This is a genomic window from Embleya sp. NBC_00888, from assembly GCF_045207655.1.
In the GTDB taxonomy this organism is placed as follows: Bacteria; Actinomycetota; Actinomycetes; order Streptomycetales; family Streptomycetaceae; genus Embleya.
Window position 1 is genome coordinate 3,039,375 of sequence record NZ_CP108784.1, and the last position, 13,971, is coordinate 3,053,345.

Consider the following 13,971-nt stretch of genomic DNA (forward strand, 5'->3'; position numbering starts at 1 on the left):
CAAACGAACGGTTGCCCATCGGCCGTCGCATCGCGCGGCCGTTACCCCCGGACCGGGGGCACGATGCCCGCCGTCGAACCGCCGTCGATGACGAACTCGGTCCCGGTGATCCACGAGGACTCGTCCGACGCGAGGAACACCACCAACGCGCCGATGTCCTCCGGCTCGCCGACCCGACGCAGCGGCACGGTGGGGAAGTTGCCCACGCCGCGGGTGAAGCGGTTGCCGACCATCGGGGTGTCCACGGCGCCCGGATGCACCGAGTTGACCCGAATCCCGTACTCGCCCAACTCCAGCGCGGCGGTCTTGGTCAGCCCGCGGATCGCCCACTTGGAGGACCCGTAGGCCGCGTGCCCCGGGATGCCCTGGAGTCCGGCGAGCGAGGAGATGTTCACGATCGAGCCGCCGCCGTTCGCGCGCATCAGCGGGGCCACCGCCTGGATGCCGTGGAACGTCCCGAACAGATTGACCTTGAGGATGCGATCCAGCCCTTCGGGCGTCTCCTCCAGGATCGGCTTGGTCCACATGATGCCCGCGTTGTTGACCAGGACGTGCACCCCGCCGAACTCGCGCACGGCAACCTCGACGACCGCCGCCCAGTCCCCCGCGTCCGACACGTCGTGCCGCACGAACCGCGCGGCGTCCCCGATCCCGGCGGCGACCGCGGTCCCCTCGTCCTCCAGCAGGTCGGTCAGCACCACCTTCGCCCCACGTTCGGCCAACAGCCGCGCCTCGGCCTCCCCCTGCCCCCGCGCCGCCCCGGTGACGATCGCCACCTTGCCCGTCAGATCACCCACACCAACCACCTCCACGACTTCCGCCTCAGCCCCGACCCCGCCCACACCGACCACCCAGCGCCCCCACCCTCCACCCGAAACCCCCAGGCGCGTCAGCGCCCCCGACCCCCGCCCACCCCAGTGATCGACGCGCGAAGCGCGGAGAGCGGCGGAGCCGCAGAGTTTGGGCTTCGTGGCCCGGAGCGAAGCGCAGGGACACGAAGCCCCGAGCGAGGCGCCGCTTTTTCTTGGAGGAGCTTGCGGGGGAAAGAAAAAGCGGCGCCTCGCGAGCCGGCGACAAAGTCGCCCAACAAACAGCAACGCCGCCGACACGACTCCGGCCCGCCACCCCACGCCCCCACCCACGTCGCGAGCCGGCGACAAAGTCGCCCAACAAACAGCAACGCCGCGGGACACGACCCCGGCCCGCCACCCCACGCCCCCACCCACGCCCCACCCACACCCCCACCCCCCTCGCGACCCGGCGACGAAGTCGCCCAAAAGACACAACCGGACCCGGTCCTCCGCACCGGATCCGGCCGTGTCTTCATCGTCCGAGGCGACCACGGGGTGCGTATCACGCCTCGGACGAAGTCTCGATCCCCGTCAGGCCCCGTACTTGGCCCGGAAGTGCGGGATGACCTTCTCGCCCCAGATCCGGATCGTCTCCATGCAGTCCTCTTGCGGGATCGTGCCCATCTGGATCAGGCACATGATCTCGTCCGCACCCGCGTCGATCAGCTTCTGCACGTAGCCGATCGCGTCCTCCGCCGTTCCGTAGGCGTGGTTGATGTTGTACGTCGCGGTCGCGTTCACCGTGACCGGGATCTTCGCCTCGTGCAGCATCGCGACCTGCTGCTCGGCGGCCTCGTTGATGATCGCCACCTCGTCCCGGCCCTCGACCACGGCCTCGTCCGGGATGCCGGACTTGCCGCCGGAGAACCAGTGCGCGATCGACTGCGCGAAGAAGCGCTGACCGCGCGCGCCGACCTGGCGGGCGCGCGCGCCGTCCTCGGAGACGATCGTCGGGCACAGTGCGACCAGGTGGTCGTTGGTCACCGTGGACACGAACCGCTCGCCGGTGCGCTCCTTGATCGCGTCCCGGTAGATCTGGTTGAGGTTCGCCACCTCCTCGGGACCGGCGAAGCCGAGCACCAGCGCGCCGACGCCGTACTCCGCCGCCTCGACCAGGCTCGGCTGCTTGCTGCAGGCCAGGAACAGCGGCGGGTGCGGGGTCTGCACCGGGCGCGGCAGGATCGGGTGCGAGCCCTCGATGTCGAGCACATCGCCGTGCCATTCGAGCTCGTCCCGCTGCCACGCGGCGCCGATGATCCGCAGCGCCTCCTCGACCTGGGCCTTGGTCTGCTCGATGTCCACGCCGCACAGCGTGGACTCCTGGAGCGTGCCGCCTCGGGCCGCGCCCACGTCGAGCCGCCCGCCGGAGAGCGTGTCGAGCATGCCGATCCGCTCGGCGACCCGGGCCGGGTGGTTGAAGTTGAACGGCATGCAGACCGCGCCGTGCGCGATCCGGATCCGACTGGTCCGCGCGGCGACCCAGGTCAGGAAGATCTCCGGGGCGCTCATGTGCGAGTACCACTTGGTCGAGTGGTGCTCGACGGCCCAGATCCGGTCGAAGCCCATCTGCTCGGCGTAAACGGCCTGATCCACGGAGTTGAGGATGACCTCGCGCTCGTGTTCCGCCGTGGGGTTGGCCATCTGGGCTTCGAAGATCATCGAGAACTGCATGCCGTACTCCTGGTGCGCGTGGCGTGGAATACTTCAATTAGATGTATGACGACCAGTCAGGTCAATAGCCGGCTGACGTAGAATCAGAAAAAGTTGACGCGTACCGAACGCGCACCGATGGAGGCCAAGATGACGGGGGATCCGCTCCCGAAGCTGCCCGCTACCGCGTGGGCCGTGCTCGGCCTCTTGTCGTTCCCGGGCGAGCGCTCGGGCTACGACCTCAAGAAGTGGGCCGACGCTTCCCTGCGCTTCTTCTACTGGAGCCCGGCGCTGAGCCAGATCTACAGCGAGCTCAAGCGCCTGGAGCAGCTCGGCTTCGCCGTCTCGCGCATCGCCTCCCAGGACGAATTGCGCAACAAACGGCTCTACCGGATCACCGATTCCGGTCAGGAGGCGCTGGCCACCTGGGCTCGGGACACCCCGGCCGGGCCGCCGGTGCTCAAGCACGGCGTCGCGCTCCGGGTCTGGCTCGGCCACCTCAGTGAGCCCGAGGAACTGCGCAAGACCCTGGTGGAGCACCGCGACTACGCGGCGACCACGCTGGACGAGGTGCGCGCGAGCGAGGATTCGGCACAGGACCGCTGGCCGTTCCCGGCCCTGGTGCTCAAGTGGAGCGAGCGCTACTGGCAGGCCGAGCGTGATCTCGCCGACGGCATGCTCACCGATCTGGAGGAGCTGTACCGCAAACAGGCGGGCGAGGAGTGAGCGCACGCCTCACCGGCGGCCGCACATGAAAAAACGATCCCGGAGTCGAGGGGCGGCGCCTGTCGGGGCGCCGCCGACTCCGAGATCGTCGTGGTCGGGCGTGGCTCAGTCGTCGTCGCCGATGACCGGCTCGGGCAGGGTGCCGGCGTTGTGCTCCAACAACCGCCATCCGCGTACGCCCGGGCCCAGCACCGACCAGCAGCAGTTGGACAGCGCGCCCAGCGCGCCCCAGGTCTCCCGGGGCAGGCCCAGCAGCGCGCCGAGTCCGCAACGGATCGCGCCGCCGTGCGAGACCACCACGAGCGTGCCGTCCTCCGGCAGCTTCTCCACCGCGAGGTCGATCGCCTGGGCCATCCGGTCGGCGACCTCGCTCTCCAGCTCGCCGCCGCCGCGTCGCACCGGCTCACCGCGCCGCCAGGCGGCGAACTGCTCCGGGAAGGTCTCCTCGATCTCCCGGTTGGTCAGCCCCTGCCACTCCCCCGCGTACGTCTCGCGCAGCGCGGGATCCAGCGTCACCGGGACGTCGACGAGCCGGGCCAGTTCGGCGGCCGTGTCCACCGCGCGGATCAGGTCCGAGGCGATGATCGCGTCCGGACGCAGCGCGGCGAGCAGCCGGGCCGAGCGCCGGGCCTGACCCAGGCCCGCATCGGTCAGCGGGATGTCGGTCTGGCCCTGGAAGCGCCGCTCGACGTTCCACGTGGTCTGGCCGTGCCGCCACAGCAGGACACGGCGCCCCTTCCCGCTCAGAGCGCGCCCTCCGCCGCCTCGGCGGCCTTGGCCTGCTCGTTGCCGAGCCGCACCGCTTCCGGCAGCTCGATCCGCGGGCAGTCCTTCCACAGCTTCTCGAGCGAGTAGTAGGCCCGCTCCTCGGCGTGCTGGACGTGCACCACGATGTCGATGTAGTCGAGGAGGATCCAGCGCCCTTCGCGCTCGCCCTCGCGCCGGACCGGCTTGGCGCCGAGCCCGCGCAACGCTTCCTCGACCTCGTCCATGATCGCCTTGACCTGGCGGTCGTTGGACGCGGAGGCGAGCACGAACACGTCGGTGATCGTGACGACCTCGCTCACGTCGTAGGCGACGACGTCGGTGGCGAGCTTCTCTGCACATGCCACGGCAGCCGCGGTGGCGAGCTCCAGGGCGTGGGGGGTTGCGGTCACGATTCGCTTCCTGCGGACGACAAGGGGATTACCGTTCAGGGTCTCACACGCGGGGCATCGGACGGCCACTCGTTATTTCGCGGATCCCACGGCGGTCACCCGCCCGGGCGCGCCGCGGTCGTCCCCGAACCGGGAGTCGGGGACGACCGCGGCGACGGCTACGGCTTCTCCGGGTTGTAGTCCTGGCCGAGCGTGACCACCACGTCGGCCAGCATCTCGCCGGTGGCCTTCTTCACCGCCGTCGCCGGCAGCGCCAGGGTCAGCGCCACCTGTTCCGCGTCCGCCTTTCGGGCGTCGTCGGCGTACTGCACGGTCGACGTCGGCTGGGTGCGCTTGCCCGAGGCACCGCCCGGGACGTACGTGACGCCCGCGTTGAGCAGCCGCGCCTGCGCGTCCGGACCGGAGGCGGGCTTGCCGCTCGCGTCCTCCACCATGACCCGGGCCGGGCCCGCCTCGACCTTGCCCTGGCGCACCGTGCCGCCGAGCAGCTCGCGCACGATGGGCAGCGCCGCGGCGGTGTCCAGGATGCCGTCCGCGGACACCGGGAGCGCCCGGACCTGCATCTGCTTCGCCTGGGTGGCCTTGGCCAGGTTGGCGAGCAGGACGCTGAGCTTGTCGTCCGGCAACGAGGGGTCGGGCACGTTGGCCATGTTGGCCAGCAGCGACAGGACCGCGTCCGGCTGGGTCGGGAACGCGGCCAGCAGGCCCTGGAGGACCCGGCCGAACCGATCGCCGACCACCGCGGGCGCCTCGTTGGGCTGCTTGTAGCCGGCGAAGGCCAGCGCCGCGACGCCGTTCGCGGGATTGCGGCCCTGTCCGACCAGCACCTTGCCGTCCGGGCCCTTGATCTCGACATCGGCGTTGAGCTGGATGCCGCCGGCCAGGTCGACCAGGCCCTGCAGGACCGGCTCCGAGATCACCCACGAGCCGTCCAGCCTGACGCCGAGCAGGTCGGACAACGCGTCCCGGGACGCGCCCGGGCCCTCGTCCGCCATGAGCTGACCGAGCGGGAAGGAGCTGTTGTCGGAGTTGACGATGGTGACCGAGGACACGCTGACCATGGACGCGGTGTTCTTCGCCGGGTCGACCGTGAGCAGCACGTTGGCGGCGGCCTTGCCGTCCTTGGCGCGCAGTTGCACGAGCACGCCGCCGTTCTTGCCCGGGGCCGCGACCGACTTCTCGTCGCGCATCCAGGTGTCCCACGCGAAGTACCCGCCGACCCCGAGCAGGGCCACCGCGAGCACCACCGCGAGCGCGATCAGCCGCTGTCGGATCGCCCGACGCTTCTCGTCCCGGCGCTCGGAGCGGGTCTCGGCGAAGGACAGCCAGTCGATGACGTCCTCGGCCTGCTCGCTCTCGTCGTCGACGAACGCGAACTCGTCCGAGCCGTAGCCGGGTCGGCCCGGTCGGCCGGGACCCGGCTTGCGCGTCCGGGGCGGCGGCACCCGGCCGTCGTCGGTGGAGGCCGCGGACCGACCGGACCCTGACCCGCGTTCGGCCGAAGTCGAGGCCGAGGACGTGGGCGTGGAGGACGGCGCAGCCGCCGCCGCGCCGGTCGCCTCCGACCGCGAGCGGGCCGGACGGGCCGGACGCACCGGGATCGAGCCCGCCGCGATCCCGGTCGAGGCCGGGTCCGTTCCGGCCGACGGCAGCGGCGCGGCGGGCCCGGGTGCGGGCGCGGGTCGGCTCCCCGGCACCACGGGCGGTGCGGGCGGCGCGGGCGGCGCGGCGGGTTGCTCGTAGTACGCCGTGGGCTGCTGCTGTTCGTAGTAGCCCTGCTGCGGGTCGGCGAACCCGCCTCGACCGTCCTGCGGCGGATATGCCTCGGCCGGTCGACCCGTCGGGTCGTAGCCGTTGGGGTCGTACGCGTTGGGGTCGTAGGCGTTGGCGTCGTAGCCGCCCTGGCCCGCGCCGCCGGTGCCGTAGCCGTTCGGGTCGTACGTCCCCGCGCCGGTGCCCGGGTCGTACGCGTTCGGGTCGTAGCCGGTCGACTCGTAGCCGCCCGTCGAGTAGGTCCCGGGCGGATACGCGTTCGGGTCGTAGGCGTTCGGGTCGTACGGGTATTGCTGTTGTGGGGCGAAGTACACCGGCTCCAGCCCCTGCGGGCTCGATCCCGGCGCCGCCGGCGGCTGCGGGTCGTATCCCGTGAAGCCGCCGTCGGGCGCGTACGAGCCGTATCCCGGCTGTTGCCCCTGGACCTGTCCGCCGTCGCCTCGTTCGGTGCCGTACGGCTCCTGCGCCTGTCCGCCGTCCCCTTGCTCGGTGCCGTAAGGCTCCCACTCGCGCCGGTCGTCGTTGCTCACGAAGCTCCCCGGTACAGCCGCCGCTTGCTGATGTATTGGACGACCCCGTCCGGCACCAGGTACCAGACCGGATCACCCCCGGCCACCCTTGCACGGATGTCGGTCGACGAGATGGCCAGTGCGGGGACCTCCACCAGGCTTACGCCCCCGTCCGGGAAACCCGGGTCGGACAGAGTGTGCCCCGGACGGGTGCAACCCACGAAATGCGCGAGCTCGAACATCTCGTGCGCGTTGTGCCAGGAGAAGATCTGGGACAGCGCGTCGGCGCCGGTGATGAAGAATATCTCGGTCCCCTCGGGAGAGGACTCGCGCAGGTCGCGCAGGGTGTCGAGGGTGTACGTCTCGCCCTCGCGGTCGATGTCCACCCGGCTGACCGAGAAGGTCGGGTTGGACGCGGTGGCGATCACCGTCATCAGGTAGCGGTCCTCGGGCGAGGACACGTCCTGGGCGAACTTCTGCCACGGCCGCCCGGTCGGCACGAACACCACCTCGTCGAGCCCGAACTGGCCCGCGACCTCGCTCGCGGCGACGAGGTGCCCGTGATGGATGGGATCGAAGGTGCCGCCCATGACACCGACACGTCTGTTCCGCTCGCTCATGGCGCGAGAATCTATCGGTCCCTACTCCTTGACCGCGCCCGAGGTGATGCCCGCGACGATGCGCCGCTGGAAGACGAGCACGAGAACGACGACCGGAATGCTCACCACGACCGACGCCGCGGCAATCGCGGCGGTGGGCTGCTGGAACTGCGACGCGCCGGTGAAGAAGGCCAGCGCGGCGGGCACCGTACGGGAGCTGTTGGTCGAGGTCAGCGACACGGAGAAGACGAAGTCGTTCCAGGCGAAGAAGAACACCAGGATCGCGGTGGTCACCACGGCGGGCACCGCCATCGGCGCGATCACGTAGCGAAACGCCTGCCACGCGGACGCGCCGTCGATCCGCGCGGCGTCCTCCAGGGCCCACGGAATCTGCTTGAAGAACGAGGTCAGCGTCCAGATCGAGAGCGGCATCGTGAAGGAGAGATACGGCAGGATCAGCCCGATCCAGGTGTCGAACAGGCCGATGCGGCGCCACATGTCGAACAGCGGCCCGACCACCGCGATGGTCGGGAACATCGCGATCGCGAGCGCGCCGAGCAGGATCAGCCGCTTGCCCGGGAACTCCATCCGCACGATCGCGTACGCCGTGCCGGTCGCGCACGCGACCGCGATCACCGTGGCGATCAGCGAGATGCCGATCGAGTTGCGCAGCGCGTCGGTGAACAGGTCGTTCTTGAAGACGGTCCGGTAGTTCTCCCAACTCCAAGTGGTGGGCAGGAACTTCGCGTTGTTGATGTCGTCGCCGCCCTTGAACGACAGGGACACCATCCAGGCCAGCGGCAGCACGGTGATCGCGATCACCAGGACGGTGACCAGGACGCGGGCGCCCTCGCGGGTCGGACTGGGCTGACTCACGCGGGGCTCCCGAGCTTGCTCACGTCGGTACGGAAGAGCTTGATGAACATGAACGCGATCAGCAGGACGCAGGCGAACAGCAGTACCGAGATCGCCGAGCCCAGGCCCAGCGCGGTGCGGCTGACCAGTTGCCGGTAGGCCAGGAAGGACACCGTCTCGGTGTCGTTGGCACCGCCGGTCATCACGAACACCGAGTCGAAGATCCGGAACGCGTCCATCGTGCGGAACAGCAGTGCCACCAGGATCGCCTGCTTCATGATCGGCAGGGTGACCCGGGTGAGCCGCTGCCACGGTCCCGCGCCGTCCACGCGCGCCGCCTCGTGCACGTCCGGGGAGACCTGGATGAGGCCGCCGAGCAGCAGCAGCGACATGAACGGCGTGGTCTTCCAGATCTCCGAGAGGGCGATCACGAACAGCGCGGTCCAACGGTGGTCGAACCACGCGATGTCGGTGCCGAACCAGTCGTTGACGAACCCGGTGGAGGGGTCGAACGCGTAGCGCCAGGCATAGGCGGAGACGACGGTGACGATGCCGTACGGGACGAGCACGATGGTGCGCAGCGTGCGGCGCAGGTGGAATGCGCGCTGCATCAACTGGGCGAGCCCGAAACCGATCACGAACTCGACCGAGACGGTGACCACGGTCAGCGACAGCGTGGTCCACACATCGGTCCACCACAGCGGGTCCTTGAGCACCACCCAGTAGTTCGACAGGCCCGCGAACGAGTTCGCCTCCGGGGTGGTCAGCCGCTTGTGGAAGAGCGAGAGCCAGCCGGCGTCGATCAGCGGCGCGATCGCGACCAGGATCATGATCAGCACGGCGGGTGCGGAGAGCAGCCACCCGGTGCGCCGCATGCGCTGGGCGTGATCGCGCTGTTTACGGGGCCTCTTGTGCCGGGGCGCGGTGCCGGCCGTGGATGCCGTGCTCACAGCAGCACCTTGTCGTGCAGGACCCCGGTGATCAGGTCGTCGGTTCTGCGCGGGGCGGTGTTCGGGTCGACGTCCGCGGGTGGGTGGTACATCCGCTGTACGGACGCGGACACGTCGTTGTAGTACGGGGTGCGCGGGCGCGGGCCGGCCTGGTCCAGCGACTCCCTGATCAGGTCGGCCATCGGCAACGCCTGTCGCACGCGCGGGTCGTCGTAGGCGGCGGCCTTGGCCGTGGTCTCCTTCGACTCCAGCATGTAGGTGATCTGGTTCTCCAGCGTGCCCGCGCAGCGCACCGCGCTCACCGCCGCCGCGCTGTGCTTGCCGTACTTGCTGACCCCCAGGGCGATTCCGCCGAACGGCGGCTTGGACGCCTTGCCGGCGTCGGTCTGCGGGTAGCGCGCCCAGCCGTAGTCGTCGAGCACCTCGCGCGCGAGTTGGCCGTCGTCCACCGCCTCGGCCGCGGCGCCGCGCGCGTACGTCCAGTTGACCATGAAGCCGCCCGAGCCGGACTGGAACGTGGTCCGGGTGTCGTCCTCGATCGAGGTGGCCAGGTTGGCCGGAGCGGCGGAGGAACGGCCCAGCCGGCGCATGACCTCGGCGGCGCGTTTGCCCGAACCGCCCTCCTGGAGCGTGGGCTTGAGGTCGACGCCCTTCTCCACGTCGCGCACGATCGCGCCGCCGGCGCCGGTGACCAGGCCGTTGACCCAGACCGTGATGCCCTCGTAGCGCTTGGCGGGCACCGAGACGGTCTTGCGCGTCTTCTCCGCGGCGGTGATCACCTCGTCCCAGCTCACCGGGCGGCTCAGGTCGAGCCCGGCCGCCGCGGCGACCGACTTGCGATACCACAGGAGTTGGGTGTTCGCCCGGAACGGCGCGGCGACCAGGCGATTGCGCCAGCCCGAGGACTCCACCGCGCTGCTGAGCATGCCCTCGGTGAGCGCGGCGGCCTCGGCCGGGTCGAACGGGCGCAGGAAGCCCGCCTCGGCGAACTCCGGTACGAAGACCGGGTCGAGCGCCATCACATCGATCGAGGAGTCCTTGGCGGCCAGCCGCCGGACCAACTGCTCACGCTGCCCGGACGCGTCGGTGGGCAGCACCGAGACCTTGACCCGGTAGGCACCGCCCGACGCCTGGCTGCACCGGTCGGCGAGCTTTTGGTAGGCCCCGTTGTCCGGCGGCACGTACCAGTTGAGCACCGGCGGGCCCGAACTGCCGCCTCCACACCCGACGACGGAGGCGACCAGCGCGAGCGCGACGGCCCAGAGTCCGCGACGACGCAGCATGTGGTTCACGGGCTCAGCAGATCAAGCAAACCGTTCTTATCGCTTTAATACCCCCGAATGGTGGCGTGTCGGTACGCCGCTCGGACCCCCGTCCGCCACCGGGCGGAACTCGGGCGCGAACCCGGCCGCACCGTCGGCGGTCACTCGCCGTCCGCTTCCGCGACCCGCTGCCGACGCCGACCCGGACGCCGCCCGCCCACCCCGTGCTCGGCGCGACCGGAGAAGCGGCCGGACGCGGGAAGGTTCCGCATCTCGGCGGCGGACGGAACGATCAATTCCAGGTGCGGTAAGGACGGATCTCCGCCGGGCACCGGCGCGTACTCGGTGGAGCCGCCGCCGGCCGCCACGCCCTCACGCCAGCCGTCGCCGAAGCCGTCGGCGTACGCCTCCTCGAGGTAGGGCTCGAGGGCCTCCTTGAGGTCGGCGAGCACGCCGGCCAGGACCACAGGGGCGACTCGACCGTCGAGGGCTTCGCGCAACTCCTCGACGAGCAGGTCGTGATGGGGAGTCATAATGCCTCGCCGGGTCGGCTCTTACGGCCCGAGCGGGGACGGGTCGACGGCTCGCACCCCCGCGCTCCGATCCGCCGCGACAACCACTGATCCGCCATGGTGCTCCGCCCTCGCACGGATCCACGGGCGCCCACCGCGTTCCGCCCCCACTCGTCACCTATCCTCCGGCAGTCCTCCGTCCGACCTGAGGCCGAACCTCGGCGTCGCGCAACATCATCTCCGTCATCGAGACGAACATCGCGCGGTTGTGCTCCGGTACCCCCAATAGTTCCGCCGCCTCGGCAGCGGACATGTTCCCGGCGGTCACTCTACGCGGACGCGCCGACGGGACCGTTGGTACCGGAAGGTCTTCCTCCGCCATCCGCCCGGAATGAATCAGCATGTCCCGCATGCCCACGCCCAATGCCGGGGCCAGGGCACGCATGGTCACGATGTCCGGCATGCTCTTTCGCTGCAACAGCCGTGTGATCGCGGCCCGATGAACGCCGGCTTCTGCGGCAAGTCTGGTCCTGCCTCCTCCTCGGGGGCTCTCGATGTCGTATCCGCGGGCGCGCATCAGATCCTCGATCCACTGCGCGAAGGACTCGATGTCCCTCTCATCCATGTCGGCTCTCCCCTCCGGACGCGCCGAGAATAACGCGCGCACACGCATCAACCAATGCGACGTGCGCCGGCGCAACATACCCACAACAGCACGGATTGCCGCAGATTGGCGCCAACTCCCGCCAAACGAGCGGAGTTTTTAATGGAACAAGAGGCAACGAGCAGCATCACACGCCACTTTGTTGCGACCGCGCACGCAATCACCTAGCGTTTTGGCGCGTCACACCACGGCTCACGCGTTCTCCCCGAACACGCCGTCAGGAGCGCCATGCCCATCCGCAGGAAGCCTTCGCCGGCGGCCCTCGCGCCGCTCCCCGATCCGACCGAGGACAGTCGCGACTGGCGTCTGTCCGCAGCCTGTATCGGCCTGCCGGAACACGCCGTTCTGGGCACCGACCGCACCGCGGCGCTGCCCGCGCTCGCCGCGTGCGAACACTGTCCGATAATCGCCCCCTGCCTCGCCATCGTCGACCCCGAGCACACCTGGTTCGACGGTGTCAGCGGTGGCCGGCTGTGGCGCAACGGACGTGAGGTCGCCGTCCGTTCCCGCATCGACACCCTCGAGGAGCAGTCGTGAACGTCACCTTGGCCCTGGACCACGCCACCGCGCTGACGCCGGCCGACCCCAACCGCGCGGCCCGCCGGGACACCCGCCGGGCGCATCGGTTCCTGACCGTGCTGCGGGATCGTTTCCCGAGCCTGGCACACGAGTTGCCGGCGGGCAGAAGGACGGCCGGAACCGGTACGGCCGCACCTCCGGGCGCCGCCGCGCTGGAGCGGCAGGCCGCTCGCGTGCTCGCGGATCGGGCCGGCGCCTACTGGAACGAGCGACGAGGGCTGTCCGGTACCGCACCGATGGCGGCCCCGGTGAACCTCTACGTCTCGGACACCATCCGCGACATCACCGACGGCGTCCTCGAACTGGAGGACGCCGTACGGGCGAAACTCGGCCTGCCTCGCGCCCGGGGTGCCGCGGTACCGACCCGGCTGGAGCGACTGTCGACGTGCCTCGACCGGATCGCCGAGCACCCGGTGCTGGCCCGACACGTGGCCGACGAGGCCCGTCGCATGGCGCGCCGCTGCCTCGGCGCACTGGGCGAGGCCGAGTCGCTGGTGCGGGTCCCCGGTCGTTGCCCGCACTGCGCGTCGGTGTCGCTGCGGGTCGCCCCGTTCGTGGGAGTGGTGTTGTGCGTGAATCCCGGCTGCCACTGCGACCTGCCCGAATGTGCGTGCGCCGCCGACGACGCCTATCGGCATCAGTGGACCGAGGGGCAATGGGCCGGCCGCGACGGCGCCCTTCCCGACGACGAGCCCGTGCGGGCCGCGTTCGACGGGCCACACAACGGGCCGGCCGTGCGATGACCGACCCGGCGCGCCGTCCGGCGCTGCCCGCCTCGGCGCTGCTGACCACCGCGATGGCGGCGATCGAGGCCGGCGTGGTGCCGGCGACCGTCCGCAAGTGGGTGCAACTCGGCCACCTGGCCCCGGCCGGCAAGTCGAGTCGCACACTGCTCTTCCACCTGGAGGACGTGTTCGCCGCCGAGCGCGCGGCCCGAGGCGGGCAGCGAGCCGGCGGGCCCTGACCGACGCCGACTCCTTCCCTTCCTCCCTCCTGCGCAACTCCCCCGTACGGCCCTGTGGACGCTTTTGTCCACAGGGCCGTACGCGTGTGTCGGGAAGGTGGGTGTGCGCGGCCGGCGGGCGGGAGTACGTGGATCGGGCGACCGGGCGGGCGGGCCTCCGGGGCCGATCCGGGGTGGTCCGAGAGCGGCTCCGAGGGCGCTCGGGCCAAGGCCTGGGAGGCTGATCTCACTTGCGTGGCCCGCGAGTTGCGGGATCGGCGAGGGTCGATCACACTTGGTGCAGCGGCGGAGCTGTGCCCGAGACGACGGGCCGGGCTTCCGCCGCTTTCGCGTGCGGGCCATCGCCCGCCGGGCCACCCCCTCCTCCCCTCCGGGGTGGCCCATGTGCCCTGGCCCGCACGTTCCATCCCCGTTGCGACGGATTCCGCCGTTCCCACCGCGCGGGACCACACAGGAAGGAGTTCCCATGTGAGCGACCCACCGATCGTCTTCCCCGATATCGAACGGCTCCTCGTCGACTACCTGAAGAACCGCCCGGAACTCGCGGGCGCCACGGTCGACAACCGCCCACCGCCGGGCTTCGACGGCACCCAGCAAGTCGTGCTGATCTCCCGGGTCGGCGGCGTCTGGATCGACGACCGGCACCTGGACGCCCCACTGGTCGACATCGAGGTGTACGGACCGACCAAGACGGCCGCCCACGGGGTCGCGCTGGCGGCTCGTACCTGCCTGCACCAGGCCCGATCCGCCGCGCATGCCGGCGCGGTGGTCACCGACGTGGTGGAGGAGGACGGGCCGCGCTGGTTGCCCGACTACAACCACCCGACGGGCAATCGCTACCTCAGCACCATCCGGCTGTCGATCCGGCCGAGCTGAGCCCCACCGCGACACCGCACCACCGATCGCACACCACACCGCAC

The 13,971-nt window shown here is 70.5% G+C and carries 16 protein-coding genes; 5 read left to right on the forward strand and 11 right to left on the reverse strand.

All coding sequences use genetic code 11. From position 1 onward, the window contains the following. Nucleotides 1-41 precede the first annotated feature (41 nt). Nucleotides 42-797 (reverse strand): glucose 1-dehydrogenase, encoded by a 756-nt coding sequence (locus OG948_RS12215; protein WP_406296152.1) that lies wholly within the window; start codon nt 795-797, stop codon nt 42-44. Between the two features lie 585 nt (nt 798-1,382). Beyond that, entirely contained in the window at nt 1,383-2,522 is a 1,140-nt protein-coding gene (locus OG948_RS12220) for an LLM class flavin-dependent oxidoreductase (RefSeq protein ID WP_395862830.1), read from the reverse strand. Between the two features lie 117 nt (nt 2,523-2,639). Here OG948_RS12220 and OG948_RS12225 point away from each other — a divergent pair, with 117 nt between their 5' ends. Then, a complete protein-coding gene (locus OG948_RS12225) occupies nt 2,640-3,227 on the forward strand; it encodes a PadR family transcriptional regulator (protein ID WP_406300238.1) in 588 nt (195 codons plus the stop codon). A gap of 105 nt (nt 3,228-3,332) precedes the next feature. Here the strand turns inward: OG948_RS12225 and OG948_RS12230 are convergent, their stop codons facing one another. From OG948_RS12230 to OG948_RS12270, 9 genes are all read right to left on the reverse strand, one after another. Continuing rightward, nucleotides 3,333-3,974, reverse strand: a complete 642-nt coding sequence (locus OG948_RS12230) for a histidine phosphatase family protein (protein ID WP_406300239.1) — start codon at nt 3,972-3,974, stop codon at nt 3,333-3,335. Next, a complete protein-coding gene (gene rsfS, locus OG948_RS12235) occupies nt 3,971-4,384 on the reverse strand; it encodes a ribosome silencing factor (protein WP_395862834.1) in 414 nt (137 codons plus the stop codon). The genes OG948_RS12230 and rsfS overlap by 4 nt, the downstream gene beginning before the upstream one ends. 158 nt (nt 4,385-4,542) lie before the next feature. Next, complete coding sequence (locus OG948_RS12240; protein ID WP_406296155.1) at nt 4,543-6,687, reverse strand: LCP family protein; 2,145 nt, start codon at nt 6,685-6,687, stop codon at nt 4,543-4,545. Continuing rightward, the gene (nadD, locus tag OG948_RS12245; protein WP_395862838.1) at nt 6,684-7,286 is read right to left on the reverse strand and encodes a nicotinate-nucleotide adenylyltransferase; all 603 of its coding nucleotides are present in this window, start codon (nt 7,284-7,286) and stop codon (nt 6,684-6,686) included. The genes OG948_RS12240 and nadD overlap by 4 nt, the downstream gene beginning before the upstream one ends. 21 nt (nt 7,287-7,307) lie before the next feature. After that, nucleotides 7,308-8,141, reverse strand: a complete 834-nt coding sequence (locus tag OG948_RS12250; protein WP_406296157.1) for a carbohydrate ABC transporter permease — start codon at nt 8,139-8,141, stop codon at nt 7,308-7,310. After that, nucleotides 8,138-9,070: a carbohydrate ABC transporter permease gene (locus tag OG948_RS12255; RefSeq protein ID WP_406296159.1), complete on the reverse strand. Its 933-nt coding sequence runs from the start codon at nt 9,068-9,070 to the stop codon at nt 8,138-8,140. Before OG948_RS12255 ends, OG948_RS12250 begins: the two co-directional genes overlap by 4 nt. Then, nucleotides 9,067-10,353, reverse strand: coding sequence for an extracellular solute-binding protein (locus OG948_RS12260; RefSeq protein WP_406300240.1), 1,287 nt, complete (start codon nt 10,351-10,353; stop codon nt 9,067-9,069). The genes OG948_RS12255 and OG948_RS12260 overlap by 4 nt, the downstream gene beginning before the upstream one ends. A 140-nt stretch (nt 10,354-10,493) precedes the next feature. Beyond that, entirely contained in the window at nt 10,494-10,865 is a 372-nt protein-coding gene (locus OG948_RS12265) for a hypothetical protein (RefSeq protein WP_406296161.1), read from the reverse strand. 157 nt (nt 10,866-11,022) lie between these two features. Then, nucleotides 11,023-11,469, reverse strand: coding sequence for a transcriptional regulator (locus OG948_RS12270; RefSeq protein ID WP_406296162.1), 447 nt, complete (start codon nt 11,467-11,469; stop codon nt 11,023-11,025). 267 nt (nt 11,470-11,736) lie between these two features. On the opposite strand from OG948_RS12270, the gene OG948_RS12275 reads away from it, so the two are divergent. From OG948_RS12275 to OG948_RS12290, 4 genes are all read left to right on the forward strand, one after another. Next, nucleotides 11,737-12,045, forward strand: coding sequence for a hypothetical protein (locus tag OG948_RS12275; protein ID WP_406296163.1), 309 nt, complete (start codon nt 11,737-11,739; stop codon nt 12,043-12,045). Next, nucleotides 12,042-12,830 carry a hypothetical protein gene (locus OG948_RS12280; RefSeq protein WP_406296164.1) on the forward strand — a complete coding sequence of 263 codons (789 nt, stop codon included), beginning with the start codon at nt 12,042-12,044 and terminating at the stop codon, nt 12,828-12,830. Before OG948_RS12275 ends, OG948_RS12280 begins: the two co-directional genes overlap by 4 nt. Further along, nucleotides 12,827-13,051 carry a hypothetical protein gene (locus OG948_RS12285; RefSeq protein WP_406296166.1) on the forward strand — a complete coding sequence of 75 codons (225 nt, stop codon included), beginning with the start codon at nt 12,827-12,829 and terminating at the stop codon, nt 13,049-13,051. The genes OG948_RS12280 and OG948_RS12285 overlap by 4 nt, the downstream gene beginning before the upstream one ends. 468 nt (nt 13,052-13,519) lie before the next feature. Further along, nucleotides 13,520-13,927: a hypothetical protein gene (locus OG948_RS12290; protein WP_406296167.1), complete on the forward strand. Its 408-nt coding sequence runs from the start codon at nt 13,520-13,522 to the stop codon at nt 13,925-13,927. Nucleotides 13,928-13,971: the final 44 nt, after the last annotated feature.

Coding starts and splice junctions, on each gene's coding strand:
- OG948_RS12270 (WP_406296162.1), bottom strand. CDS start 11,469: ATGGATGAGAGGGACATCGAGTCCTTCGCGCAGTGGATCGAGGATCTG.
- OG948_RS12285 (WP_406296166.1), top strand. CDS start 12,827: ATGACCGACCCGGCGCGCCGTCCGGCGCTGCCCGCCTCGGCGCTGCTG.
- OG948_RS12275 (WP_406296163.1), top strand. CDS start 11,737: ATGCCCATCCGCAGGAAGCCTTCGCCGGCGGCCCTCGCGCCGCTCCCC.
- nadD (WP_395862838.1), bottom strand. CDS start 7,286: ATGAGCGAGCGGAACAGACGTGTCGGTGTCATGGGCGGCACCTTCGAT.
- OG948_RS12260 (WP_406300240.1), bottom strand. CDS start 10,353: ATGCTGCGTCGTCGCGGACTCTGGGCCGTCGCGCTCGCGCTGGTCGCC.
- OG948_RS12220 (WP_395862830.1), bottom strand. CDS start 2,522: ATGCAGTTCTCGATGATCTTCGAAGCCCAGATGGCCAACCCCACGGCG.
- OG948_RS12265 (WP_406296161.1), bottom strand. CDS start 10,865: ATGACTCCCCATCACGACCTGCTCGTCGAGGAGTTGCGCGAAGCCCTC.
- OG948_RS12225 (WP_406300238.1), top strand. CDS start 2,640: ATGGAGGCCAAGATGACGGGGGATCCGCTCCCGAAGCTGCCCGCTACC.